The sequence below is a fragment of the Pseudonocardia zijingensis genome (genome assembly GCF_042657305.1).
GTDB classification, from domain to species: Bacteria; Actinomycetota; Actinomycetes; order Mycobacteriales; family Pseudonocardiaceae; genus Pseudonocardia; species Pseudonocardia zijingensis.
In genome coordinates, this window is the sequence record NZ_JBHSKO010000005.1 from 258,070 (window position 1) to 281,424 (window position 23,355).

The following is a 23,355-nucleotide window of genomic DNA, read 5'->3' on the forward strand; positions in this document are numbered from 1 at the left end:
GCAGGGACCATGGTGGCCGTGCTGGTGGCGCTCGCGATCGCCGCGGTGGCGGCGATGTTCGCCGTGCTCGCGCAACGGGAGGCGCCGCCCGCCCCGCCGCCGTCGCTGGAGGCGCAGGTCAGGGAGTTCACCGACCGGCTCAGCCCGCGCGGCCCGTACCGCGCGCCCGAAACCGCCGAGCGGGAGGCCGTGGTCGGTGCGGTGGCGGTGCTGGCCGGGGCCGGCGCGGACGAGCCCGCCCGGCGGGTGCTCGAGGACGCCGGGTTCACCGTCGGCACGGCGCGCAACGCGTCGGGTGCGGAGTTCCTCGTGGCCCGCAGCGACCCGGACTCGCCCCGGTCGTGGGGGCTGATCGCGCTCCCGCTGGGCCGGGCGCCGCGGCTTATCGTCGAGGTGCCCCACCCGAACGCCGACTACGACACCGAGAACGTCGGCACGGCGGTGCTCGCCGCGATGCCGGACGCCGTGTACCTGCAGGCCGGTGCGCACCGCAGGGCCGACGACGAGCGGGCCGACGTCGCGCACGAGGAGGACTCGCTGTTCCACGCCCTGGCCGTGGACCTCAGCACGCGGCTGCGGCTCCCGCAGCTGCAGCTGCACGGCTTCGCCGACCGCGACGACCTCGACGCGGACATCGTGCTCGGCGGCGGCCCGGACGAGCCCGCGCAGGCGGTGCGGGCGCTCGCCGACCGGATCGAGGGCGCGGGCCTGCAGGTGTGCCGGGCGTGGGACGGCGGCTGCAGTGAGCTGGAGGGCCGCACGAACGTGCAGGGCCGGGCCGCGGCGCTGTTCGGGTTGCCGTTCGCCCACGTCGAGATGAGCGCGTCCACCCGCTCGGCCCCGGAGGAGGTGGCTCCGGCGCTGGCCGCCCTGGCCACCCCGTGAGTGGATACGGGTGCTCCAGCACTCGTTGCCACTCACGGGTCAGGTGTCGGGTTCGTTGCCCAGGACGATCGTGCGGTGGGGTTCGGTGCTGCCCTTGATGCGCTCCAGGAGCAGCTTGGCGGCGGTGGCGCCGATCGTGCGCGCGGGCAGCGGTACGACGTCGATCCCGGCCGGGCCGAGCGGGAAGTAGGGCAGGTCGCCGAAGGCCGCCATCCCGAACCCGGGCGGGCGCAGCCCCCGCTCCTCGAGCGCGCGCAGCGCCCCGACGGCCATGAGGTTGTTGGCGACGAACACGGCGTCCGGCGGGTCGGGGTGGGCCAGGAGCCGCACCATCGCCGCGCGGCCGCCGCCCACCCGGTAGTCGGCGTGCACGAGGTACTCGCGCGGGTCGGCCCCCGGGGACCGCTCGGTGAACACCTCCTGCCAGCCCGCGCTACGCAGCTGGGCGGTCTCGGCCGCCTCCGGGCCCGTCACGCACGCCACCCGGCGCGCCCCGCGCTCGTAGAGGCGGGTGGTGGCGGCCCGGCCGCCCGCGAGGTTGTCGGCCACCACGGAGTCGACGGGCGACCCGTGCAGCGTGCGGTCGACGCTCACCACCGGGCGTCCCCGCTCGATCAGCGCGGTGACGTCGCTGTGGCCGCCCGCGGGCACCAGGATCACGCCCGCCATGTGCTCGGACACGGCGATCTGCAGGTGCCGAGCCTCCCGAGCGGGGTCCTCGTCGCTGTTGCAGAGCACCACGGAGCACCCGGCCTCGCCCGCGACGTCCTCGACACCCCGGGCGAGGGCGGTGAAGAACGGGTTCTCGATGTCGGCGAGGATCAGCCCGATCACGTTCGAGGTCTGCATGCGCAGGGCGCGCGCGGTGCGGTTGGGCGTGTAGCCGAGTTCCTTCGCCACGCGCAGCACCTGGCGGACCTTGTCGGGGGACACGCTCGACCCGTTGAAGACCCGGGAGACGGTGGCCGGTGACACCCCGGCCCGCGCCGCCACGTCGTAGATCGTCGCCATGGCCCCCAACGCAGGTCAGGTCGTCGGATCCCGCCCGCCGCGGACGGGGCTCGCAGTTTACGGCTGCAATCGATTTCTGGCGGGCGCCGCCCGGTGGACCGGCGAATCCACCGAACGATCGACGTGGCGGGGCGTCGACCCGATCTAGCGTCGACCCCGAGGGGGGACGTATGACAACAACGACGACGACCACCGAGGGGCCGGCACCGGTTGGGGTGGTGCACCCGTTCGCCCGCGGCCCGGTGTTCGCCGTGGCCGCGGCCGTCGGGGTGGCGCTCACCGCCGTGAGCGGGCGCTACGGCTACTTCGGCGACGAGCTGTACTTCGTGGCGGCCGGGCGCCACCTCGACTGGGGCTACGCCGACCAGCCGCCGCTCCTGCCGCTGCTCGCGCTGGCGATGGACAGCATCGCCCCGGGCTCCGTCGCGGTCCTGCGCATCCCGGCGACCCTCGCGATCGTCGTGGCGGTGGTGCTCAGCGCGCTCCTCGCGCGCGAGTTCGGCGGGGGCAGGCGGGCGCAGCTGCTGGCGGCGGGAGCGGTGGCCGTCTCACCCGGCTTCCTCGGCACGGGCCACCTGCTGGCCACGTCGACGATCGACCCGGTGGTCTGGATCGCGGTGACGTTCCTGCTGGTGCGCTGGGTCCGCACCCGCTCGGACCGGCTGCTCGTCGTGGCCGGGATCGTCACGGCGCTCGGGCTGCAGGCGAAGTTCCTGATCGGCGGGCTCTGGGTTGTGGTGATCGTCGCCGTGCTGGCGTGCGGGCCGCGCGAGCTGCTGCGCCGCCCCGCCCTGTGGACCGGTGGGGCGATCGCCGTGCTCGCCACGATCCCGACCCTCGTCTGGCAGGCGCGCAACGGCTGGCCGCAGCTGGAGATGGGGCGGGTCGTCGCCGCGGAGAGCGTGTACGCCGGCGGGATGCTCGGCTTCCTCCCGCTCGGCTTCCTGCTGGCCGGGCTGGTCGTGGGCACGGCACTCGGGATCGCAGGCCTCGGATGGCTGCTCCGCTCGCGCGAGCTGCGGTTCCTCGGCATCGTGGCGCTGGGTGTCACGCTGCTGTTCATGGTGTCCGGCGGGCGCCCGTACTACATCGCGGGCGTGCTGCCGCTGCTGTGGGCCGCAGGCGCGGCCCGCGTGGAGCGGCAGCGGCCCGCGGCGTGGTGGCGGTGGGTGCCCACCTGGCCGGTCTACGCCGTGACGGCCGCTGCGCTCCTGCTGGGCAACGTCCTGCCGGTGCAGCCGGTGTCGGCGCACGCCGACCAGCCGCTGCAGATCGGCAACTTCCAGCGGGACGAGATCGGGTGGCCCGCGATGGTGGCCGACGTGCAGGCGGCGTACCGGGCGCTGCCGCCCGAGCTCGCGCGCGACGCCGTGGTGGTCACCGGTGACTACTGGACCTACTCCGCCGTGCAGGTGTTCGCGCCCGAGCTGCCCTCGTTCAGCTTCGCCCGCGGCGCCGCGTGGTTCGGGGTGCCCCCGGAGGACTCCGGCGCCGTGGTGTTCGTCGGCGACCCGGCGCCGATCGCGGGCGCGTTCCGCTCCGTGACCCGGATCGGCGAGCTCGACAACGACGAACGGGTCGCGAACCTCGTGCAGGGCACCCCGATCCACCTGCTCGAGGGCAGGCAGGTGCCGTGGGAGCAGCTGTGGGCCTCGGCGCGCCACCTCTGAGCGGTCAGGCCGCGCCGAGGGCCTGCGCGAGGTCCCGGGTGCGGCCGAACAACGCGGCCTGGGCGATCGGGTCCATGTAGTCGTCGTACTCCACGATCTCGCCGTCCCGGACGCGGACCACCCCGATCGCGCGGAAGCGGTAGGGCCCGCCGATCGCGTGCGAGTGCCCGTGGTGCTCGATCTCGACGACGACGACCTCCGGGTCGTCGGTGTCGCGGACGAGCATGTCGACGCCTTCCATCTCGAGCATCGACCGCGCAGTGGACGCCTTGCCGTGGTATTTGCGGATCGTGTCGCGGCCCGCGAGCTCGCGCGGCGTGCCGGGAGGGGCGAAGGGGTAGCGCAGCACCCCGTCCTCGGCGAAGAGGTCGCCGAAGAGGATGCCCTCCCCGGCGACCATCCGGCGAACGTCCTCCACGACATCGCGCGGGCTGCGGCTCATGTGACCCTCCTAGAATCGGAACGGTGACCCCGTTTCGAAGATACGGAACGCACGCCCCGGTTAGCAACCGCCATGGCTGAGCGACCCCTGCGCGCCGACGCCCGCCGCAACCGCGAGCGGGTGCTCGCCGCTGCCCGCAGCGCGTTCGCCGAGCGCGGCTACGCGGTGCCGCTCGACGAGATCGCCGCGGCGGCCGGCGTCGGCCCGGGCACCGTCTACCGGCACTTCCCCACGAAAGAGGCGCTGTTCGCGGCGATCGCGGTGGCGAACGTCGAGGAGCTCGCCGCCGAGGCCCGCGCCCGGGCGTCGGCCGCCGACCCCGGTGCCGCCTTCATCGGGTTCCTGGACCGCATCGCGGAGCAGGCCATCGCCAAGCGCGATCTCCCCGACGCCTTCGCGGGAGCGGGCGCGGACGCGATGGTGGCGGCGCGGGCCGAGATGGACGACGCGCTCGGCGTCCTCCTCGCGAGGGCGCAGGAGGCGGGCGCCGTGCGCCGCGACGTGTCGGTGGGGGACCTGGTCGCGCTGCTCAAGGGCCTCGTGGTGGCGGTGCAGGGCGACCCGGACCCGGATCTCCCGCACCGGCTCCTCGCGGTGGTCCGCGACGGCCTCCAACCGAAGTAGGGGGCAGGATCAACCTTTCGACCGATCCGGTGACGCGGCCACCCGCATAACGTGATCAGCGTGCGGGCCGGGCTGGGGGGCCCGGGACGGGGAGTCCCGCACCGCGCGACCGGCCCCTGCCGGCCCGACGGCGGCAGGGGCCGGTCGGCATGTACGACCTGGAGGAACGCGCTACCGGGGGGCCAGCTCGGCCAGCATGAGGGCCTCGGCGAGCACGGCCCGCCCGAACATCGCGAGGTCGAGGCTCTCGTCGATGCCGTGCCAGCGGCTCGCGGGGTCGCCCACCCCGGTGACGAGCACGGCCGCGCCGGGGAACTGGCGCGCGAACTCCCCGATGAACGGGATGGAACCGCCGATCCCGGTCTCCACCACGGGGTTGCCGTAAGCCTCCGCGAACGCGCGCCGTGCCGCGTCGTACGCGCTGCCCGACGCCTCGATCGTGAACGGCTCGGCGATCCCGGGTTCGAGCCGCACCGCCACGTGGGCGCCCCACGGCACGTTGGCCTCGAGGTGGTCGGCGAGCGCGCGCTGCGCCTTGACCGCGTCGTCGCCCGGGGCGAGCCGCATCCCCACCCGCGCCCGCGCGCGGGGGAGCAGCACGTTCGCCGCCTCCTCCACGCGGGGCGCGTCGATCCCCAGAACGGCCAAGGCGGGCTTCGCCCACGTCCGCGTCGGGATGCTGCCGCTGCCGATGAGCTCCACGCCCTCGAGCAGGCCGACGTCGGAGCGGAACACGGACTCGTCGACGTCGGGCGCCTCGGAGGTGCCGTGCACGAGGCCGGCCACGGCCACCTCGCCGCGCTCGTCGTGCAGGGTGGCGAGCGCCCGGCACAGCGCGGTGAGCGCGTCGCCGACCGGACCGCCGTACACGCCCGAGTGCGCGGGCCGCTCCAGCATCGCCACCTCGACCGTGACGTCCACGAGCCCGCGCAGGCTCGTGGTGAGCGCGGGCACGTCCGTGGCGGGGTTGGCCGCGTCCGCGATCACGATGACGTCGCAGGCCAGCAGATCCCGGTGGGCGCGCAGCAGCGCGGGCAGCGTGGGGGAACCGGACTCCTCCTCGCCCTCCACGAACAGCGTGACGCCCACCGGGGGCCGCCCGCCGTAGGCCCGCAGCACCGCGAGGTGGGTCATCACACCGGCCTTGTCGTCGGCCGCGCCGCGCCCGTAGAGCCTGCCGTCACGCTCGGTGGGCTCGAACGGCGGGCTCGTCCAGTGTTCGTCGCCGCCGGTGGGCTGCACGTCGTGGTGGGCGTAGAGCAGCACGGTGGGCGTGCCCTCCGGGCCCGGGAAGTGCGCCACCACGGCGGGGGCGCCGCCGTCGGCGGAAATGATCGTGACGTCCGCTGCGCCCGCGTCCCGGGCCAGGTCGGCGACGGCCTCGGCGCTGCGGTGCGTGTCGTCGGCGTGGGCCGGATCGGCCCAGATGCTCGGGATGCGCACCAGCCGTTCGAGGTCGGCGCGCGCGCCCGGCAGGGCGGCGGCCACGGTGGCGGCGACGGACTGCTCAGACATGTGCGCCGATGCTAGTAGCCGCTGGGAGGCCGTAGGTTGGTGACCATGTCCCGGTTCCTCGCCATGTTGCTGGACTCCGCCGACGGCTCGCCGCGCGGCATGACGACCGGTGAGCCCGGGGAGCCGGTGCGCCACACCTGGCCGCAGGTGCACGCCACGGCTCGCCGGATGGCGGCGGCGCTGCGCTCCGGCGCCGCGGGCGTGCCCGGCCTCGAGCGCGGCGGCGCGGTCGGCGTGCTCGCGGGCCAGCCCGTCACGATCGCCCCGGCCGCGCAGGCCGTGTGGCTGTGCGGCGGCAGCGTCACGATGCTGCACCAGCCCACCGCGCGCACCGACCTGGCCGCGTGGGCGCAGGACACGGTGTCGGTGCTGCGGATGATCGACGCGCGGCTCGTGCTGCTCGGCGCCCCGTTCGACGCGCTCGCGCCGGTGCTCACCGAGTACGGCATCCCGTTCCGCACCCTCGACGCGCTCGCCGAGAACGGCGACCTCGAGCCGGACGCGGCCGTCGCAGGCGAGGACGACACAGCGTTGCTGCAGCTCACGAGCGGGTCGACGGCCGAGCCGAAGGCGGTGCGGATCACCCACCGCAACCTGTACGCGAACCTCTCCGGCATGGTCGAGGCCTCGCGGCTCGACGTCGAGCGCGACGTGATGGTGTCGTGGCTGCCGCTGTTCCACGACATGGGGATGGTCGGGTTCATGACGGTCCCGATGACCACGGGTCTGGAGCTCGTGTCGGTCACGCCCGCCGACTTCCTCACCCGCCCGCTGCTGTGGGCCGAGCTCATCTCGAAGCACGGCGGCACCGTCACCGCCGCCCCGAACTTCGCCTACGCGGTGCTGGCCCGCCAGCTCGCACGTGCCGAGGAGGGCTCGCTCGACCTCTCGACGCTGCGCATCGCGCTCAACGGCGCCGAGCCGATCGACCCGGACGCGGTCGAGGCGTTCACCTCCGCGGGCGCGCGGTTCGGGCTGCGGCCCGAGTCCGTGCTCGCCGCCTACGGGATGGCGGAGACGGCGCTGGGGGTGTCGTTCGCGCCCGTGGAGACGGGCTTGCAGGTCGACACGATCGACGCCGAGCAGCTGGAGGAGCACCGCCGCGCCGTCCCGGCGGGCGACGCACCCGCGCGCCGGTTCCCGCGGCTGGGCCCGACCCTGCCCGGGATCGAGGCGCGCGCCGTGGCCGACGACGGCCGCGTGCTCGGCGAGCGTGAGGTGGGCGTGCTGCAGCTGCGCGGCGAGTCGGTGACGCCCGGGTACCTCACCGTCGACGGCCCGGTCGCCACCCAGGACGCCGAGGGCTGGCTGGACACCGGCGACGAGGGCTACCTCGTCGACGGCGAGGTCGTGGTCTGCGGGCGCCGCAAGGACGTGATCATCATGGGTGGCCGCAACATCTACCCCACCGACATCGAGCGCGCCGCCGCCACCGCCGCGGACGTGCGGGCGGGCAACACCGTCGCCGTGCGGGCGCTCGCCGGTGCCGAGGGCGGGCGGCACCGTGAGTCCTTCACCGTGGTCGTCGAATCGCGCCGAGCCGGCGACCACGAGGCCGAGCAGCTGATCCGCAAGGATGTGATCGGCTGCGTGGTCTCGGCCGTGGGCGTGCGCCCCGCGGAGGTGGTGGTGCTGCCGCCCGGATCGCTCCCCAAGACCCCGTCCGGGAAGCTGCGCCGGGCGGCCACCGCGGAGCTGCTCAGCTCACGAGCATGACTTGCGGTGGCCCGCGGCCGGGTACACCTAGCCGCTCAGGGCGTGGAACTTGTTCTGGGCGGGCTCGAGGCCGTCGGACAGGAGGGCCTCCGCCGCGTCGGCCGCCAGGTCGACGGCCAGGTCCAGCTCCTTGCGCTCCGTGCTCGAGAAGCGCTTGAGCACGAAGTCGGCCGGGTCCTGGCGCCCCGGCGGCCGGCCGATGCCGAACCGCACGCGCAGGTAGTCCTTCGTGCCCAGCGACGCGCTGATCGAGCGCAGCCCGTTGTGGCCGCCCTCGCCGCCGCCCCGCTTGAGCCGGATCACGCCGAACCCGAGGTCCAGGTCGTCGTGCACCACGACGAGGTCCTCGACCGGCACCGAGAAGTACCGGACGAGGCCGGCGACCGGCCCGCCCGAGACGTTCATGTACGTGCGCGGCTTGGCGAGCACCACGCGGCGGCCGGCGAGCCGGCCCTCCAGCACGTCGGCGTTGCTGCGGTGCTTGGAGAACCTGCCACCGCCCGCACGCGCGGCGAGCAGGTCGACCACGGCGAACCCGACGTTGTGCCGGGTGTCGGCGTAGGCCGGGCCCGGGTTGCCGAGCCCGACCACGAGCGCGGGCCCGGGCGCCACGATCAGCTCTCCGAGGAGTCGTCCGACGCGGCCGGGGTGGACGGGGCGTCCTCGACCACACCGGCGGCCTCGAGGTCGACCTCGCTCTCGAGCTGCTCCGCCGTGGGCGACGGCACGACGTTGACGACGAGCAGCTCCGGGTCGGCCTTCAGCTCGGTGCCCTCGGGCAGCTGCACGTCGGAGGCGTGGATCTGGGCGCCGACCTCGAGGCCCTCGACCGACACCTCGATCTGCTCGGGGATGCTCGACACGTCGGCCTCCACCTCGAGCGTGTTGAGCTCCTGGCTGACCATCGTGCCGGGGGCGGCCTCGCCGGTGACCACCAGCTGAACGTCCACCGACACCTTCTCGCCGCGGCGGATCACCAGCAGGTCGACGTGCTCGATGTAGGGGCGGATCGGGTGCGTGACGACGGTCTTCGTCAGCGCGAGCTGCGGCGTGCCGTCGATGTTGAGGGTGAGCACGGCGTTGCGGCCCTGGTCGCGGACCACGCGGGCGAACTCGAGCTGCGGGAGCGAGAGGTGCTGCGGGTCGGTGCCGTGCCCGTAGAGCACGGCGGGGATCTTGCCGGCACGGCGGGTGCGACGGGCGGCGCCCTTGCCGAACTCCGTGCGGGTCTCGGCGTCGATACGGGCCTCGGCCACGGTGGGTCTCCTCGATCAGAACTGCTGCGGTGGACGCGCGCGACGAGGCAGACCGGTCGAACCGGAACTGCGTCGATCACGGCGGGCCAGCGTGCACCCACCCTCGCCGCGGAACGGTCATCAACGATACGCGCCGCCTGCGCCGCCCGGCCGCCCGGGTACCCGCGGGGTAACGGGCCCGTCCCCGCCTCCGACTCCGTGATCGGCGTCGGGGACCGCACGATCAGGAGCGCTCCCCGTGACCCAACCCTGGACGCCCCCCGACGGGCTCGAGCAGCAGCCGCGCGGCCCCCAGCCCTGCGGCCCGCCCCGCCCGCCGAACGGGTTCCCGCTGCAGCGGACGAACGGGTCGCACCCGCAGCCGTGGCCCCAGCCCCGGCCGTCGCACGGGCAGCCCGCGCGCCCGGCCGGGCCCGGCCGCCACCGCGCGTACGAGCCGCCGGCGGAGCCGGCGCCCCAGCCCCCACAGCCCCAGCCCGCCGATCGCGAGAGCGATTCGCGGAGGAGACTCGTGTTCGGCATCGTGGCCGGTGTCGTCGCACTCGCGCTCGGGCTGTGGAGCGTCGCGATCCTGTTCCAGGTGATCGGGTAGGGCGCCGGATCCGACGCCCCACCCGGGTCAGGCGTTGCCGTCGAACAGGCTCGTGACCGAGCCGTCGTCGAAGACCTCGTGGATGGCGCGGGCGAGCAGCGGGGCGATCGACAGCACGGTCATCGACGTGAAGCGCTTCTCGTCGGGGATCGGCAGGGTGTCGGTGAAGATCACCTCACGCGCGCCGCACGTGGCGAGCCGGTTCGGGGCGGGCCCGGAGAGCACGCCGTGCGTGGCCGCTACGACGACGTCCTTCGCGCCGCCCTTGAGCAGCACCTCGACCGTCTTCGCCACAGTGCCACCGGTGTCGATCATGTCGTCGATCACGACGCACGTGCGGCCGTCGATCTCGCCGACGACGCGGTTGGCCACGGCCTCGTTCGGCCGGCGCGGGTCGCGCGTCTTGTGGATGAACGCCAGCGGCGTGCCGCCCAGCGTCTCGGCCCACCGCTCGGCGAGCCGGACGCGGCCGGAGTCGGGGGAGACCACGGCGAGCTGCTCGTCGGCGTAGGTGCGCTTGATGTGCTCGGCGAGCACGGGCAACGCGAACAGGTGGTCGACCGGGCCGTCGAAGAAGCCCTGGATCTGGGCGGTGTGCAGGTCGACGGTCATGATCCGGTCGGCGCCTGCGACCTTGAACATGTCGGCGACGAGTCGGGCCGAGATCGGCTCGCGGCCGCGGTGCTTCTTGTCCTGGCGGGCGTAGCCCCAGAACGGCATCACGACCGTGATCCGCTTGGCGGACGCGCGTTTCAGCGCGTCGACCATGATCAGCTGTTCCATGATCTGGTCGTTGATCGGTGCCGAGTGCGACTGCAGCACGAATGCGTCGCAGCCGCGTACCGACTCCTCGAACCGGACGAAGATCTCCCCGTTGGCGAACGAGTACGCCGACTGGGGCGTGATCGTCACGTCGAGGTGCTTCGCCACCTGCTCGGCCAGCTCCGGGTGCGCCCGCCCCGAGAAGAGCATGAGGTTCTTCTTGGGCGTCGCCGACATCGCGCTCACCGTGCTGTGCCTCCATGGACGTCGATGGCCGGATCGGCCGCCCTGGCGGCGGCCTCTGCGGCCGGGGTGCCGGGCCGCTTGCGCGCGACCCACCCCTCGATGGTGCGCTGTGACCCGGCCGACACGGCCAGCGCCCCCGGCGGGACGTCCTCCCGCACCACAGTGCCAGCACCCGTGTACGCACCGTCGCCGATCTGCACGGGAGCGACGAACGTGTTGTCCGATCCGGTCCGCACGTGCGAGCCGACCACCGTGCGCTGCTTGCGCACCCCGTCGTAGTTGACGAACACCGAGGACGCGCCGATGTTGCTGTGCTCGCCGATCGTGGCGTCGCCGACGTAGGTCAGGTGCGGCACCTTGGAGCCCGCGCCGATCTCGGCGTTCTTGACCTCGACGAACGTGCCGATCTTGCCCCGCTCGCCGAGCTGCGCGCCCGGGCGCAGGTACGCGAACGGCCCGACGTTCGCGCCTGGCCCGATCGCCGCCCCGCTGCCGTGCGTGCGCACCACGACGGCCCCGGCGCCGATCTCGCAGTCGGTGAGCGTGGTGTCGGGGCCGATCTCGGCGCCGCCCGCCACCGACGTGGCCCCGTGCAGCTGGGTGCCGGGGTGCAGCACGGTGTCGGGCTCCAGCCGGACCTGCACGTCCACCCAGGTGGTGGCGGGATCGATCACGGTGACGCCCTCGCGCATCCACCGCTCGAGCAGCCGCCGGTTGAGCTCGGCGCGCATCGCGGCCAGCTGCACCCGGTCGTTCACGCCGCGGACCTGCCAGTCGTCGCTGCAGCGGACGCCGTGCACGTCGGCGCCGTCGTCGTGGGCGATCTTCACCAGGTCGGTGAGGTACAGCTCGTGCTGGCTGTTGTGGGTGCTCAGGCGGTCGATCGCGCCGAGCAGGAAGGCCGCGTCGAACGCGTAGACGCCGGAGTTGACCTCCCGCAGCGCCCGCTGCTCGGGGGTGGCGTCGGCCTCCTCGACGATCCGTGTGACCGTGCCGTCGGACTCGCGGACCACCCGGCCGTAACCGGTGGGGTCGTCGACGTCGCTGGTGAGCAGCGTGAGCGGCCCGCCCGCCGCCGCGTGGTGGTCGAGCAGGCCGGCCAGGGTGGGCGGCTCGAGCAGCGGCACGTCGCCGTAGGTGACGACGATCGACCCCGCGATGTCGCCGGGGAGCGCGTCGAGCGCGCAGCGCACGGCGTGGCCGGTGCCCCGCCGCTCGTGCTGCTCGGCGACGAGCACGGGACGGGCCAGGGCGGCCTCCATCCCCTTGATCGCCTCCCGGACCTGCTCGGCCCCGGCTCCCACGACCACCACCAGGTGCTCGGGTTCGAGCGCGGCGACGGCGTGCACCGCGTGGCCGAGCAGGCTGCGGCCTCCGATGGGGTGCAGGACCTTCGGGACGGCGGACCGCATCCGCGTGCCCTCGCCCGCTGCCAGCACGATCGCTGCGGCGGGCCGGTTCGGTGTGGCGCCGGACGGTCCTCGCCCGTGCGGGTCGAGCATGGAGTCCACTCCTGGTCGTGGCCGGGACCAGCACGGCAGGCGGGACGGCGATGCCGCGCCGGGCGCGGCACGACGCGCCGGTGCCGGCGGTCGGGACCGGCCGATCGTACGGCTTCACCCGACGGTGCGCCGCTGCCCGGGGAGCCCTCGTAACCCCGACGGGAGCCGCTCGTTGGGCGAGCCGGGCACTCTCCGTGCACGAGACGTCACGGAGCGCGCGGGGGTTCGAGTCGGAAGGCGTCGATGGGCAAGCACAGCAGGGCGGCACGCCTGCGGGGACGTTCGCTGGTGGCGGTGGCCGCGCTGATCGTCCTCGGCGCGTTCGGGGTGGCCGGCACCGCCCAGGCCGACGACGGAACCGTCCAGGGCACCCCCTGCTCGGAGGACACGCGCGCCTGCGTCGACCTCGGCGCGAAGCGCGCCTGGCTCATCGAGGACGGCGTGGTGACGCGTGGTCCCGTCAAGGTCGCCGTGGGCGCCCCGGGGCACGAGACGCCGAAGGGCTCCTTCCGCGTCGAGTGGAAGCACACGAACCACCGCAGCGTCGAGTACGACGGCGCCCCGATGCCGTTCGCGGTGTTCTTCGCCGAGGGCGGCATCGCGTTCCACGAGGGCGAGCTCAACAGTCCCTCGAAGGGGTGCGTGCGCCTCGGGCGCGAGGACGCCATCGAGTTCTACGACTTCCTCGAAGTGGGCGACGCGGTCGAGGTCCACTAGTCTCCCCGGCACTCGTCCGGGCGGAACGACCACTCGGCGTCGATCAGGAACCGGTCGGCTCAACACCTGTGTCATCGGAGACTGTCGGCGCGACACATCAGTTGACGGGGTAGAGCGACGAGGAGGAGGCACGGATGCCGACGCGCACCGCCCGCACGGCCTGGAACGGCGACCTGCAGAACGGGTCGGGCCAGGTCGAGCTCACCAGCAGCGGCGTCGGGACCTATGACGTCAGCTTCCCGAAGCGGACGGCCGACGACGCCGGCGGCACCACCAGTCCGGAGGAGCTCATCGCGGCCGCCCACTCGGCGTGCTACTCGATGGCGCTCTCGGCGGAGATCGGCCGCGCGGGGGGCACCCCGCAGTCGCTCGACGTCACGGCGGCCGCCACGCTCGGGCCGGACCCCGCGGGCGGGTTCCGCATCTCGGAGATCGCGCTCACCGTGCGGGCCGAGGTCGAGGGCCTCGACGCCGCTGGTTTCGATCGGGCCGCCCAGGCGGCCAAGGACGGTTGCCCGGTCAGCAAGGCACTGGCCGGAACCACGATCACGCTGGACGCCGCCCTCGACTAGGGCGGGTACCCGGCGGGTCTCGAGGGGTGAGGAGTTGGACATGAGGTGCACGGGGAACGGGCGTCCGCCCGAGCCGCCGCCGCGTCCCGGCGGCCGCTGAGAACACTCCGACGCGCACCCCCGCAGGCGATCCCGCCGGCGGGGGTGCTGCCTTTCTGCCGCCCGTCCACCGCCGTTCGGAGCCGTCCCGCGCTCGCAGGCGGCGTATCGGTGCGTGAATGCACGCCCGGCGAGTGTCGCTGACCGGTTGACCTGGGTACACCCGATAGCGTTTCCCGACTCCTACTCGGACACGCTCCGGAGGGTTGGCCGTGACAGGAACGGTGGGACAGCTGCTTGCCGACGGCGGCGGGTCCGAGGAAGGCGGAGGGCTGATCGCCCTGCTCCTGATCCTGCTGGTGCTCTACCTGATCTTCCGCAAGTAGCGTCGATCAAGGGGAAATGGTCGCTTGATGATCTTCAAGGGCGACCATTTGCCCTTGATCGCCGTGAAACCTCCGGATTCGCCCCTTCAAGGGGACCTGTGAGGGGTGGCCCCGCACGATGCGCGGCGCCACCAGGAGGCCGCTGATAAGAGCAATGATCACTGCTCGGGCGCGTTTCCCGACGGCTCGCGTCGGAGAACGCGCCAAATCGATGATCAAGCTGACCGCTCATCCGGCCGGCTCACGACCCGCCCAACCGTCTTCGAGCAACGCGAACACCTCTCCGAGGGTGCGGTCCGGGTCCGGGTACCGGGAGGCCAGCTCCCGTGCCTCGAGCGCGAACCGGGCCAGGGCCGCACAGCGCACGTCGTCGTCGGGCACCCCCGTCTCCTGCGCGATGGCGCTCGCGAGCGCCGTCTCGTGCCGCAGCCACATCCGGTGCCAGTGCTCCCGCAGCGCCGGGGTCTCCTCGACCAGGCGCACGAACCGCGCGCTCTCCGGGTCGTCGTGGGTGCGCCGCGACCGCACCAGGTGCGCCCGCAGCGCCTCGGGAATCGACTCGCCGCGGGAGCGCTCCCGCACCGCGGCGACCAGTGCGCTCTCGACCTCCTCGTCCTCGTCGAAGACCAGCGCTTCCTTGCTCGGGAAGTGCTTGAACAGCGTCGTGACCGACACGTCGGCCTCGTCCGCGATCTCCTTCACGCCCACGTCGTCGTAGCCGCGCTCGAGGAACAGCCGGAGGGCCGCGTCGGCCAGCGCCTGGCGGGTACGGGCCTTCTTCCGCTCGCGGCGGCCGCTCGGTTCGGTCACGACGTCAGCCTAGCGCGAGGCTTACTCAGTCAACAAGTTGAGTCGTTGTACTTTTGGAGTCGGTCTGCTTATCTGGGGACATGGCTGATGAACCTCGTATCGCGATCGCCGGAGCAGGGCTCGGCGGCCTCGTCTGCGCACGCGTGCTCCAGCTCCACGGGCACCCGGTCACCGTGTTCGAGCGCGAACCCGGGCCCGGCGCGCGCTCGCAGGGCGGCACGCTCGACATGCATCCGGACAGCGGCCAGGCCGCGCTGCGCACCGCGGGCCTGCTCGACGTGTTCACCGCGCTCGCCCGCCCCGACGGCCAGCAGTCGAGGCTGCTCGACGCCGCCACCGGCACCGTTCAGGACCAGCCGGACGCCGAGTTCAGCGCAGGGCCCGAGATCGACCGCGGCCTGCTGCGGGCCCTGCTCCTGGACTCGCTCGCCGACGGCACCGTCCGGTGGGGTCGCGGGGTCGGTCGCGTCCACGCGGGCGCAGCGGGCGGCACCCGCGTGGAGTTCCTCGACGGCACGAGCGAGACCTTCGACCTGGTCGTCGGCGCCGACGGGGCGTGGTCGCGCGTGCGCCCGGCGGTGTCGCCCGCCGTGCCCACCTACAGCGGTGTGACGTTCGTGGAGACCTGGCTCGAGGAGGACCGGCACGCCGAGGTCGTGCGGCTCGTCGGCCACGGCACGATGTTCGCCGTCATGCCCGGCACGGGGCTGATCGCGCAGCGCAACAGCGGCGGCCGCGTGCAGGTCTTCCTCGCCCTCCGCAGGCGTGCGGACTGGGCCGCCGCGGCCGGACTCGACCTCGCCGACGCGGCCGCCACCCGTGCCCACCTGTTGTCGCTGCTCGACAGCTGGCACGAGAGCCTCCGCGCCTTCATCCGCCACAGCGACTCCGGGTTCGTCGACCGGCCGCTGTTCGTGCTGCCGGCGCCGCACCTGTGGGACCACGTGCCCGGGGTGACGCTCCTCGGGGACGCCGCGCACCTGATGCCACCCCTCGGGGTGGGGGCCAACCTCGCGATGCTCGACGGCGCCGAACTCGCCACCGCCATCGCCGCGGAGGCCACTGTGGACGACGCGGTGCGCGCCTACGAACGGGTGATGCTGCCGCGTTCGGGCGAGACCGCGAAGGAGTGCGTGGAGGGGCTCGACGACCTGCTGCCCGCGGCCTGAGGACCGCCGCCCTCGTCGCGCGGACGTGCTGCTCCGCCGCCAGGATTCGAACCTGGACCATCGGAACCAAAATCCGAGGTGCTGCCGTTACACCACGGCGGACAGGCCTTCATCCTGGCACGGGCCCGGGAACCGCCGTGCACGGCGCCGCGTTGGCGATTCGCGGAGACGTCTGCGCGCTCCGGGCGGTTCGCCCGGAGTTCGTGTCCTCACGCGGTGGACGACACCGAGTTCGCTTAACCTCGCCGCACAGCCCCACGTACCGACCGGTGGTCCAGAGCCCGAGGAGCCAGATGTCCGTCACGGCAGAGGACCCGCCCAGGTCCGGTCCGCACCCGGTCGTCGCCGGCCGCCGCACGGGGTTCCAGCACGCGCTGATCTACGTCTTCGTCGCCACGCCGATGGTCGCGCTCGTGCTGGCGGTGCCGCTCGTCTGGGGCTGGGGCGTCGACTGGCACGACCTGCTGCTGCTCGCCGTGTTCTACGTGGTGGCGGTGCTGGGGGTCACCGTCGGCTACCACCGGCACTTCACCCACAAGTCGTTCAAGGCGAAGCCGTGGCTGCGGGTGGCGATGGCGATCACGGGTTCGCTCGCCGTGCAGGGCAACGTGCTCAACTGGGTGGCCGACCACCGCCGCCACCACGCGTTCTCCGACCGGGAGGGCGACCCGCACTCGCCGTGGCTGTTCGGCACCTCGCCGCTGGCGGTGGCGCGCGGCTTCCTGCACGCGCACATGACCTGGTTCTTCGACCGCAACGAGACCAACCACCGCCGGTTCATCCCCGACCTGCTCGCCGATCGCGCGATCGTGCGGGTCAGCAGGACGTTCGGGGTGTGGGTGGCGCTCAGCATGCTGCTGCCCGCGGCGCTGGGCGCGCTGCTGTCGTGGTCGTGGACCGGCGCGATCACCGGCTTCTTCTGGGGCGGCCTCGTGCGGCTCGCGGTCTCCAACCACGTCACGTGGTCGATCAACTCGATCTGCCACATGGTGGGGGAGCGCCCGTTCCGGTCCCGCGACCGCTCGCGCAACTTCTGGCCGCTCGCGATCCTGTCGATGGGCGAGTCCTGGCACAACCTCCACCACGCCGACCCGACGTGCGCCCGGCACGGGGTGCTGCGCGGCCAGATCGACATCTCCGCTCGACTCATCTGGGTGTTCGAACGGCTCGGCTGGGCCTACGACGTCCGCTGGCCGACGAGCCGCAGGCTGGCCCGCCTCACCGCAGGATGACCCCCGGTCCAACGGTCTGACCAGGCGGAACGGGTTCCGCGCCACCGGGTGCCCGCCACAGCTGTTGCGTGACTCGCCGACCGACCCGGGGCCGGGCGCGGCGCGGGTCGTGGAACACTGGCCGCCGTGCGCGTGGAGCCAGCGCACACCGGCGACACCCGGGGGGCGACGACGAGGTGCTGACCGACAACTCTGTCCGATCCGGCGCGCCCGCGCCCGTGGAGACCGCCGAAGCACCGGCTCTGACGTGCCGGTTGTGCGGGTCCACGCAGCTGCGGAGCTTCCTGGATCTGGGGGCCACGCCGCCGTGTGAGCGGATCCTCACGGCGCAGGAGGCGGAGGCGCCGGAGGTGACCTACCCGTTGCACGTGCGGGTGTGCGGGGGTTGCCTGCTGGCGCAGTTGCCGCCGTTGATCACGCCGGAGGAGACGTTCACCGAGTACGCGTACTTCTCGTCGTTCTCGACGTCGTGGGTGGAGCACGCGCGCCGGTTCGTCGACGATGCGGTGTCGCGGCTGGGGCTGGGTAGCGACTCGTTCGTGGTCGAGGTGGCCAGCAACGACGGGTACCTGCTGCAGCACGTGGTGGAGCGCGGGATCCGGTGCCTGGGTGTGGAGCCGTCGGTGAACGTCGGCGACGCGGCGCGCGAGAAGGGCGTGCCGACGTTGACGGCGTTCCTGACCCCGGAGACGGGGGAGCGGGTGCGGGCCGAGCACGGTCCGGCCGATCTGGTGTGCCTGAACAACGTGTACGCGCACATCCCGGACGTCATCGGGTTCACCCGCGGGCTGCGGTCGATGGTGGCCGACGACGGGTGGGTGTCGATCGAGGTGCAGCACCTGTTGACGCTGGTGCAGCGCACGCAGTTCGACACGATCTACCACGAGCACTTCCAGTACTACACGCTGCTGACCGGGCAGCGGGCGTTGGCCTCGGGTGGACTCACGCTGGTGGACGTGGAGCTGCTGGACACCCATGGTGGGTCGATCCGGATGTGGGCGCGGCCCAGTGAGGTGGCGGGGGAGCCGTCGGCGCGGGTGCGTGAGGTGCTGGCCGCGGAGGAGGCTGCGGGGCTGCACACGGCGGAGGGGCACGACGGGTTCGCCGAGGCGGTGTCGCGGGTGCGGGATGACCTGGTGGCGTTCCTGGTCGAGGCGCGCCGGGCCGGCAAGCGTGTGGTGGGTTACGGCGCGCCGGGCAAGGGCAACACGCTGCTGAACTACTGCGGGATCCGGCCGGACCTGCTCGCCTACACCGTGGATCGCAACCCCTACAAGCACGGCAAGTTCACCCCGGGGATGCGGATCCCCGTGCTGGAGCCGGGGCGGATCGCCGCCGACCGGCCGGACTACGTGCTCGTCCTGCCGTGGAACCTGCGTGACGAGCTGGTCGAGCAGCTGTCCTACGTGCGCGAGTGGGGCGGCAAGCTCGTGTTCCCGATCCCCGAGCTCGAGGTGGTCTCGTGAAGGTCGTGCTGTTCTGCGGTGGGTACGGGATGCGGATGCGCGACGGCGTCTCCGATCTGCCCAAGCCGATGCACCAGGTCGGACCGCGGCCGCTGATCTGGCACGTGATGCGCTACTACGCACACTTCGGGCACACCGACTTCGTGCTCTGCCTGGGGTACGGGGCGCACCACATCAAGGACTTCTTCCTCACCTACTCCGAGACGGCGTCCAACGACTTCGTGCTGCGCGGCGGCGACGTGCACCTGTTGGGCAGCGACATCTCGGACTGGACGATCACGTTCGTGCACACCGGCCTCGACTCCCCGATCGGGGAGCGGCTGCGGCGCGTGCGCCCGCACGTGGCCGGCGAGGAGATGTTCCTGGCCAACTACGCCGACGTGCTCACCGACCTCCCCTTGAACCGGATGATCGACCGGTTCCGGACATCGAACGCGGTGGGGGCGCTGCTGGCGGTGCCGCCGCAGTCGGCGTTCCACTGCGTCGACGTGGGCGACGACGACCGGGTCGCGGGGATCAGCACGCTGCAGGAGATGCCGCTGTGGGAGAACGGCGGCTACTTCGTGCTGCGCCCGGAGATCTTCGACTACCTGCCCCGCAACGGCGACCTGATCATGGACGCCTGCCGGCCACTGGCGAAGGAGGGCCGCCTGATGGCCTACCGCCACCGCGGGTTCTGGCAGCCGGCCGACACCGTCAAGGAACGGCACGCCCTGGAGGCGTCCTACCAGGTCGGCGACCGCCCGTGGATGCTCTGGGAGCGGGACGCCGACAACGCGAGCGCGGGCGACCCCGATCTCACCACCCCCGAGAACGATCCGCTGCACGCCGCCTTCGCGTCCGTGCGCGGTTCCCTCGTCGAGCGTTGACGAAGGCGCGACCCGTGCTGAGCCTGCTACCCGAACGCCTGGACCGGATGACGCTCCTGGGCGCCCACTGCGACGACATCGCGATCGGCGCGGGTGGGGCGCTGCTGGAGCTGTGCCGGGCGCACCCGGGCGTCACCGTCACGGCGCTCGTGCTCACCGGCGGCGGGTCGCTGCGCGAGGAGGAGGAGCGCGCGGCCCTCACCGCGTTCTGCCCCGGCGCCAAGCTCGACGTCACGGTGCTCGACCTGCCCGACGGGCGCGTCCCCACCCGCTGGGAACGGGCCAAGCTCGCGCTGGAGGAGCTGCGCACGCACGGCGAACCCGACCTGGTGATCGCCCCCTCGGCCCACGATGCCCACCAGGACCATCGCACGCTCGCGGAGCTCGTCCCCACCGTGTTCCGCGATCACCTCACGCTGGGCTACGAGATCCTCAAGTGGGACGGCGACCTCGCCCAGCCCTCGGTGTACCTCCCGCTCGCCGAACCGGTGCTGCGCGAGAAGATCGCCAAACTGCACGAGCACTACGGTTCGCAGCGCGACCGGGTCTGGTTCGATGCGGAGACGTTCGGCGGTCTCGCGCGGATCCGGGGCGTGCAGTGCCACGCCCGGTACGCCGAGGCGTTCCACGTCGCGAAGCTCGTGCTCGGCGTGGCGCCGCTCCCGGGTGGCGACCCCATGGACGGGATCCGGTAACGGGCGCCCCGAACCGCCCGACGGACAACGAGACGAACGATCGAAGGGAAGAACCACTCGTGCGCATCCTGCTGACCGGCCACCAGGGCTACCTGGGCACCGTGATGGCCCCGATCCTCACCGCGGCAGGACACGAGGTGACCGGCCTGGACAGCGGCCTGTTCGCCGACTGCGTCCTCGGCACCCTCGACGTGCCCGACGTGCAGGGTCTGTCCACCGACCTGCGTGACGTCACCGTCGACCAGCTGCAGGGCTTCGACGCCGTGGTGCACATGGCGGCGCTGTCGAACGACCCGCTGGGCTCGCTCGCCCCGGAGATCACCTACGACATCAACCACCACGCCTCCACCCGGCTGGCGCGGCTGTCGAAGGAGGCGGGCGTCCAGCGGTTCGTCTACGCCTCCACCTGCTCGGTGTACGGCGCCCAGTCCGGCGACGACCTCGTGGACGAGGACGCCCCGCTCAAGCCGGTCACCCCGTACGCGATCTCGAAGGTCCGCGTGGAGGACGACCTGGCCGAGCTGGCCGACAGCGACTTCGTGCCGGTCTCGATGCGCAACGCCACGGCCTTCGGCTTCTCGCCGCGGCTGCGCGCCGACATCGTGCTGAACAACCTGGTGGGCCACGCGATCCTGTCGAACGTGGTCAAGGTGCTGTCCGACGGCACCCCGTGGCGCCCGCTCGCCCACGCCGAGGACATCGCCGGTGCCGTGGTGGCCGCCCTCGGGGCCCCCGCCGACGTGGTGCGCGCCCGCGCCTACAACGTGGGCACGGAGAAGAACAACCGCACGGTCGCCGAGATCGCGCAGGCGGTCGTCGACGCCGTCCCCGGCTCCGAGCTGTCGATCACCGGCGAGGCCGGCAACGACCCGCGCTCCTACCGCGTGGACTTCTCGCGCGCCCGCAAGGAGCTCGGCTTCGAGGCGCAGTGGTCCATTCCGGACGGCGCGGTCCAGCTGGCGAAGGAGTACAAGGAGCGCGGCCTCACGCAGGAGGCGTTCGACAAGAAGTTCACGCGCCTCGCCGTGCTGGCCGCCCGCCAGGAGAAGGGCGAGCTGGACGGGAACATGCGCGTCGTCTCCTGAGCACGACCCGTACGAACGGCACCTTCGTCCGATAGAGCGGGACGAGGGTGCCGTTCGTACGTGTGGCCGGTCGGTGCGGCCGCGTACCTTCGGGCCGCGAGAGCTGTTCGCCGACGAGGGGGTTGTCCCGTGTGCCGCAACATCCGGACCCTGCACAACTTCGAGCCGCCCGCCACCTCCGACGAGGTGCGTGCCGCGGCGGTGCAGTACGTGCGGAAGATCAGCGGGGCGGCCAAGCCGTCACAGGCCAACGAGGCCGCGTTCGCCCGGGCCGTCGACGCCGTCACCGAGGCCACCCAGCGGCTCCTCGACGAGCTGGTCACCGCGGCGCCGCCGAAGAACCGCGAGGTCGAGGCGGCGAAGGCGCGGGAACGGGCGGCGCTGCGCTACGCCCGCTGACCCGGGCCCGGCCACGCCGCGGCCACCACGAGCGCGGCCACGGCGGCCCGGTGGTGCCAGGCCTCCTGTGGCGCCGTGCATCGTGCGGGGCCGCCTCTCACGCGTCAAGGGCGCCTTCGGCGTCGCTTCGCGCCCCTTGACCGGTGAGCCTCTGCGGCCCCCCGGGCATTTGCGGGGGTAGGCCGGGCCTGCCCGGTGGACGCGCGCGGCGCCACCTGCGGTCGGTTCTAATCGACACGGGAATGCGCCAACGCGATCATGGGCAAGATTTGCGGCCGCGGGGTCGCCGATCAAGGGGAAATGGTCGCTAGATGATCTTCGGGAGCGACCATTCGCATGATCGTTGCTCCGGCGCAAAGCCCGACGCGAGGCGTCGGAAAACGCGCCAAGCCGGCGATCATGACCGGGTGATGGCGCCGCGGGAAGCCTAGATCGGCGTGACCCGCAGGACCTGGTCGTCGGTGCCGTTCGAGGTCGAGACGTACAGCGCCCCGTCCGGCCCGAGCCGCACCGCTCGCAGCCGGCCGAAGGTGCCGTCGAGCGGCTCGGGGACTGTGACGTTCGCGACGGCGCCGTCGGGGCCGAGGGTCATCAGGAGGAGCTTCTCGCCCCGCAGTGCGCCGACGGCGAGCGCGCCGTCCAGGTCGCCCCACTGCCCGCCCGACAGGAACGCCGCCCCGGACACGGCCTCCACCGGGCTGCCCGAGCTCCACACAGCGGGGACGGCGTCGGGGAAGCGTTCCACGTCGGTCATCGGCACGGACTCGTCGTAGCCACCCACGCGGCCGCCCTGCGAGGGGTCCCAGCCGTAGTTGCCTCCCGGCCGCAGGACGTTGACCTCGTCGTCGACGGTGGGGCCGTGCTCGACGGTGTAGACGTCGGTGGTGCCCGGCCGCACGGCCACGCCCTGCACGTTGCGGTGCCCGTAGGTCCAGAGCAGACGCTGTGCCGGGTTCTGCGCGTCGGCGAACGGGTTGCCGGGGGCGGGCTCACCGGTCTCGAGGTCGACGCGCAGCACCTTGCCGCCGAGCGAGTTGAGGTCCTGCGAGACGGCGCCGCGGGCGGTGTCGCCGGTGCCGACGAGCAGCGCCCCGTCCGGGCCGATCGTGGGGCGGCAGCCGGAGTGGCGCCCGGAGGAGTTGATCGGCAGCCCGCCGACGAGGGGGTCGGTCACGCGGGTGGCCGAGGCGCCGTCGGCCGACAGCTGCCACGTGACGAGCCGGACGTCGGTGGGGGTGCCGTCCTGCGTGTGGGTCTGGCAGGTGGTGAAGCGGCGCGTCTGCGCGAAGTCGGGGTGCACGACCATGCCCATCAGGCCGCCCTCGCCGCGGACGTGGACGTCTGTGAGGTCGGCGTCGACGGGGCGGACGGTGGCGCCCGGCCCGATCCCGGACAGGAGCGCGATCCGCCCGTCGCGCTGGGTGACGAGGGCCTGGCCGTCGGGGAGGAAGCCGATGTCCCAGACGTGGGAGAGCCCGCCCGCCACCAGCTCGACCTGCAGTTCGGGCACGCCGGTGCGGGCGGGGGCGGTGGAGGTGAGCGCGACCGGCGGCGGTGGTGGGGCGGCGGCCTCGCCCGGGGTGGGTTCCGCGGTGGCGCAGCCTGTGGCGCCGAGGATCGCTGCGACGCCCACCAGAGCGGCTCGGACCGGCCCCGTCACCCGCGACAACCCCCACATGCCGCCCATCCTCCCGC

23 protein-coding genes and 1 tRNA gene are annotated in these 23,355 nt (G+C 73.1%); 14 read left to right on the forward strand and 10 right to left on the reverse strand.

What is annotated here, in order from left to right:
• Positions 1-9: 9 nt before the first annotated feature.
• The gene (locus ACFPL3_RS13345; RefSeq protein ID WP_343942237.1) at positions 10-885 is read left to right on the forward strand and encodes a hypothetical protein; all 876 of its coding nucleotides are present in this window, start codon (positions 10-12) and stop codon (positions 883-885) included.
• A 39-nt stretch (positions 886-924) separates the two neighbouring features.
• Here the strand turns inward: ACFPL3_RS13345 and ACFPL3_RS13350 are convergent, their stop codons facing one another.
• A complete protein-coding gene (locus ACFPL3_RS13350) occupies positions 925-1,896 on the reverse strand; it encodes a LacI family DNA-binding transcriptional regulator (protein ID WP_343942238.1) in 972 nt (323 codons plus the stop codon).
• Positions 1,897-2,066: 170 nt separating this feature from the next.
• On the opposite strand from ACFPL3_RS13350, the gene ACFPL3_RS13355 reads away from it, so the two are divergent.
• Positions 2,067-3,566 carry a glycosyltransferase family 39 protein gene (locus ACFPL3_RS13355; RefSeq protein WP_343942239.1) on the forward strand — a complete coding sequence of 500 codons (1,500 nt, stop codon included), beginning with the start codon at positions 2,067-2,069 and terminating at the stop codon, positions 3,564-3,566.
• A 4-nt stretch (positions 3,567-3,570) separates the two neighbouring features.
• On the opposite strand, the gene ACFPL3_RS13360 is transcribed toward ACFPL3_RS13355, so the two are convergent.
• On the reverse strand, positions 3,571-4,008 hold the full coding sequence (locus ACFPL3_RS13360) for a nuclear transport factor 2 family protein (RefSeq protein WP_343942240.1): 438 nt from the start codon (positions 4,006-4,008) through the stop codon (positions 3,571-3,573).
• Positions 4,009-4,080: 72 nt separating this feature from the next.
• Here ACFPL3_RS13360 and ACFPL3_RS13365 point away from each other — a divergent pair, with 72 nt between their 5' ends.
• On the forward strand, positions 4,081-4,632 hold the full coding sequence (locus ACFPL3_RS13365) for a TetR/AcrR family transcriptional regulator (RefSeq protein WP_343942241.1): 552 nt from the start codon (positions 4,081-4,083) through the stop codon (positions 4,630-4,632).
• Between the two features lie 171 nt (positions 4,633-4,803).
• On the opposite strand, the gene ACFPL3_RS13370 is transcribed toward ACFPL3_RS13365, so the two are convergent.
• A complete protein-coding gene (locus ACFPL3_RS13370; protein WP_343942242.1) occupies positions 4,804-6,147 on the reverse strand; it encodes a dipeptidase in 1,344 nt (447 codons plus the stop codon).
• A 45-nt stretch (positions 6,148-6,192) separates the two neighbouring features.
• Between ACFPL3_RS13370 and ACFPL3_RS13375 the strand changes: the two genes are divergently transcribed.
• The gene (locus ACFPL3_RS13375; protein WP_379589034.1) at positions 6,193-7,863 is read left to right on the forward strand and encodes a fatty acyl-AMP ligase; all 1,671 of its coding nucleotides are present in this window, start codon (positions 6,193-6,195) and stop codon (positions 7,861-7,863) included.
• Positions 7,864-7,890: 27 nt separating this feature from the next.
• On the opposite strand, the gene pth is transcribed toward ACFPL3_RS13375, so the two are convergent.
• On the reverse strand, positions 7,891-8,481 hold the full coding sequence (pth, locus tag ACFPL3_RS13380) for an aminoacyl-tRNA hydrolase (protein ID WP_343942346.1): 591 nt from the start codon (positions 8,479-8,481) through the stop codon (positions 7,891-7,893).
• Positions 8,478-9,119, reverse strand: a complete 642-nt coding sequence (locus ACFPL3_RS13385; RefSeq protein WP_343942244.1) for a 50S ribosomal protein L25/general stress protein Ctc — start codon at positions 9,117-9,119, stop codon at positions 8,478-8,480. Before ACFPL3_RS13385 ends, pth begins: the two co-directional genes overlap by 4 nt.
• Before the next feature lie 238 nt (positions 9,120-9,357).
• On the opposite strand from ACFPL3_RS13385, the gene ACFPL3_RS13390 reads away from it, so the two are divergent.
• Positions 9,358-9,711: a hypothetical protein gene (locus ACFPL3_RS13390; protein ID WP_343942245.1), complete on the forward strand. Its 354-nt coding sequence runs from the start codon at positions 9,358-9,360 to the stop codon at positions 9,709-9,711.
• 27 nt (positions 9,712-9,738) lie between these two features.
• On the opposite strand, the gene ACFPL3_RS13395 is transcribed toward ACFPL3_RS13390, so the two are convergent.
• Together ACFPL3_RS13395 and glmU are read right to left on the reverse strand one after the other, a co-directional pair.
• Entirely contained in the window at positions 9,739-10,710 is a 972-nt protein-coding gene (locus ACFPL3_RS13395; RefSeq protein WP_343942246.1) for a ribose-phosphate diphosphokinase, read from the reverse strand.
• A 5-nt stretch (positions 10,711-10,715) separates the two neighbouring features.
• On the reverse strand, positions 10,716-12,221 hold the full coding sequence (gene glmU / locus ACFPL3_RS13400) for a bifunctional UDP-N-acetylglucosamine diphosphorylase/glucosamine-1-phosphate N-acetyltransferase GlmU (RefSeq protein WP_343942247.1): 1,506 nt from the start codon (positions 12,219-12,221) through the stop codon (positions 10,716-10,718).
• Positions 12,222-12,464: 243 nt separating this feature from the next.
• Here glmU and ACFPL3_RS13405 point away from each other — a divergent pair, with 243 nt between their 5' ends.
• A complete protein-coding gene (locus ACFPL3_RS13405) occupies positions 12,465-12,938 on the forward strand; it encodes a L,D-transpeptidase (RefSeq protein ID WP_343942248.1) in 474 nt (157 codons plus the stop codon).
• 134 nt (positions 12,939-13,072) lie between these two features.
• Positions 13,073-13,510 (forward strand): OsmC family peroxiredoxin, encoded by a 438-nt coding sequence (locus ACFPL3_RS13410; protein ID WP_343942249.1) that lies wholly within the window; start codon positions 13,073-13,075, stop codon positions 13,508-13,510.
• Between the two features lie 653 nt (positions 13,511-14,163).
• On the opposite strand, the gene ACFPL3_RS13415 is transcribed toward ACFPL3_RS13410, so the two are convergent.
• Positions 14,164-14,745: a TetR/AcrR family transcriptional regulator gene (locus ACFPL3_RS13415; protein WP_343942250.1), complete on the reverse strand. Its 582-nt coding sequence runs from the start codon at positions 14,743-14,745 to the stop codon at positions 14,164-14,166.
• An 80-nt stretch (positions 14,746-14,825) separates the two neighbouring features.
• On the opposite strand from ACFPL3_RS13415, the gene ACFPL3_RS13420 reads away from it, so the two are divergent.
• A complete protein-coding gene (locus tag ACFPL3_RS13420) occupies positions 14,826-15,914 on the forward strand; it encodes an FAD-dependent oxidoreductase (protein ID WP_343942251.1) in 1,089 nt (362 codons plus the stop codon).
• Between the two features lie 31 nt (positions 15,915-15,945).
• On the opposite strand, the gene ACFPL3_RS13425 is transcribed toward ACFPL3_RS13420, so the two are convergent.
• Positions 15,946-16,016, reverse strand: a tRNA-Gln gene (locus tag ACFPL3_RS13425).
• Positions 16,017-16,207: 191 nt separating this feature from the next.
• Here ACFPL3_RS13425 and ACFPL3_RS13430 point away from each other — a divergent pair.
• The 6 genes from ACFPL3_RS13430 to ACFPL3_RS13455 all read left to right on the forward strand — a co-directional run bounded on the left by ACFPL3_RS13430 (position 16,208) and on the right by ACFPL3_RS13455 (position 21,660).
• The gene (locus tag ACFPL3_RS13430; RefSeq protein ID WP_343942252.1) at positions 16,208-17,146 is read left to right on the forward strand and encodes an acyl-CoA desaturase; all 939 of its coding nucleotides are present in this window, start codon (positions 16,208-16,210) and stop codon (positions 17,144-17,146) included.
• A gap of 242 nt (positions 17,147-17,388) precedes the next feature.
• Positions 17,389-18,612: a class I SAM-dependent methyltransferase gene (locus ACFPL3_RS13435; RefSeq protein WP_343942347.1), complete on the forward strand. Its 1,224-nt coding sequence runs from the start codon at positions 17,389-17,391 to the stop codon at positions 18,610-18,612.
• Positions 18,609-19,481: a sugar phosphate nucleotidyltransferase gene (locus ACFPL3_RS13440; protein WP_343942253.1), complete on the forward strand. Its 873-nt coding sequence runs from the start codon at positions 18,609-18,611 to the stop codon at positions 19,479-19,481. Before ACFPL3_RS13435 ends, ACFPL3_RS13440 begins: the two co-directional genes overlap by 4 nt.
• 14 nt (positions 19,482-19,495) lie before the next feature.
• Positions 19,496-20,176 (forward strand): PIG-L deacetylase family protein, encoded by a 681-nt coding sequence (locus ACFPL3_RS13445; protein WP_343942254.1) that lies wholly within the window; start codon positions 19,496-19,498, stop codon positions 20,174-20,176.
• 59 nt (positions 20,177-20,235) lie between these two features.
• A complete protein-coding gene (locus ACFPL3_RS13450) occupies positions 20,236-21,261 on the forward strand; it encodes an NAD-dependent epimerase/dehydratase family protein (protein WP_343942255.1) in 1,026 nt (341 codons plus the stop codon).
• Between the two features lie 129 nt (positions 21,262-21,390).
• Positions 21,391-21,660 carry a DUF2277 domain-containing protein gene (locus tag ACFPL3_RS13455; protein WP_343942256.1) on the forward strand — a complete coding sequence of 90 codons (270 nt, stop codon included), beginning with the start codon at positions 21,391-21,393 and terminating at the stop codon, positions 21,658-21,660.
• 427 nt (positions 21,661-22,087) lie between these two features.
• On the opposite strand, the gene ACFPL3_RS13460 is transcribed toward ACFPL3_RS13455, so the two are convergent.
• Positions 22,088-23,338, reverse strand: a complete 1,251-nt coding sequence (locus tag ACFPL3_RS13460; RefSeq protein WP_343942257.1) for a PQQ-dependent sugar dehydrogenase — start codon at positions 23,336-23,338, stop codon at positions 22,088-22,090.
• Positions 23,339-23,355 lie beyond the last annotated feature (17 nt).

Coding starts and splice junctions, on each gene's coding strand:
- ACFPL3_RS13395 (WP_343942246.1), bottom strand. CDS start 10,710: ATGTCGGCGACGCCCAAGAAGAACCTCATGCTCTTCTCGGGGCGGGCG.
- ACFPL3_RS13365 (WP_343942241.1), top strand. CDS start 4,081: ATGGCTGAGCGACCCCTGCGCGCCGACGCCCGCCGCAACCGCGAGCGG.
- ACFPL3_RS13430 (WP_343942252.1), top strand. CDS start 16,208: ATGTCCGTCACGGCAGAGGACCCGCCCAGGTCCGGTCCGCACCCGGTC.
- ACFPL3_RS13355 (WP_343942239.1), top strand. CDS start 2,067: ATGACAACAACGACGACGACCACCGAGGGGCCGGCACCGGTTGGGGTG.
- ACFPL3_RS13360 (WP_343942240.1), bottom strand. CDS start 4,008: ATGAGCCGCAGCCCGCGCGATGTCGTGGAGGACGTTCGCCGGATGGTC.
- ACFPL3_RS13375 (WP_379589034.1), top strand. CDS start 6,193: ATGTCCCGGTTCCTCGCCATGTTGCTGGACTCCGCCGACGGCTCGCCG.
- ACFPL3_RS13405 (WP_343942248.1), top strand. CDS start 12,465: ATGGGCAAGCACAGCAGGGCGGCACGCCTGCGGGGACGTTCGCTGGTG.
- ACFPL3_RS13420 (WP_343942251.1), top strand. CDS start 14,826: ATGGCTGATGAACCTCGTATCGCGATCGCCGGAGCAGGGCTCGGCGGC.
- ACFPL3_RS13350 (WP_343942238.1), bottom strand. CDS start 1,896: ATGGCGACGATCTACGACGTGGCGGCGCGGGCCGGGGTGTCACCGGCC.
- ACFPL3_RS13370 (WP_343942242.1), bottom strand. CDS start 6,147: ATGTCTGAGCAGTCCGTCGCCGCCACCGTGGCCGCCGCCCTGCCGGGC.
- glmU (WP_343942247.1), bottom strand. CDS start 12,221: ATGCTCGACCCGCACGGGCGAGGACCGTCCGGCGCCACACCGAACCGG.
- ACFPL3_RS13460 (WP_343942257.1), bottom strand. CDS start 23,338: ATGTGGGGGTTGTCGCGGGTGACGGGGCCGGTCCGAGCCGCTCTGGTG.
- ACFPL3_RS13410 (WP_343942249.1), top strand. CDS start 13,073: ATGCCGACGCGCACCGCCCGCACGGCCTGGAACGGCGACCTGCAGAAC.
- ACFPL3_RS13345 (WP_343942237.1), top strand. CDS start 10: ATGGTGGCCGTGCTGGTGGCGCTCGCGATCGCCGCGGTGGCGGCGATG.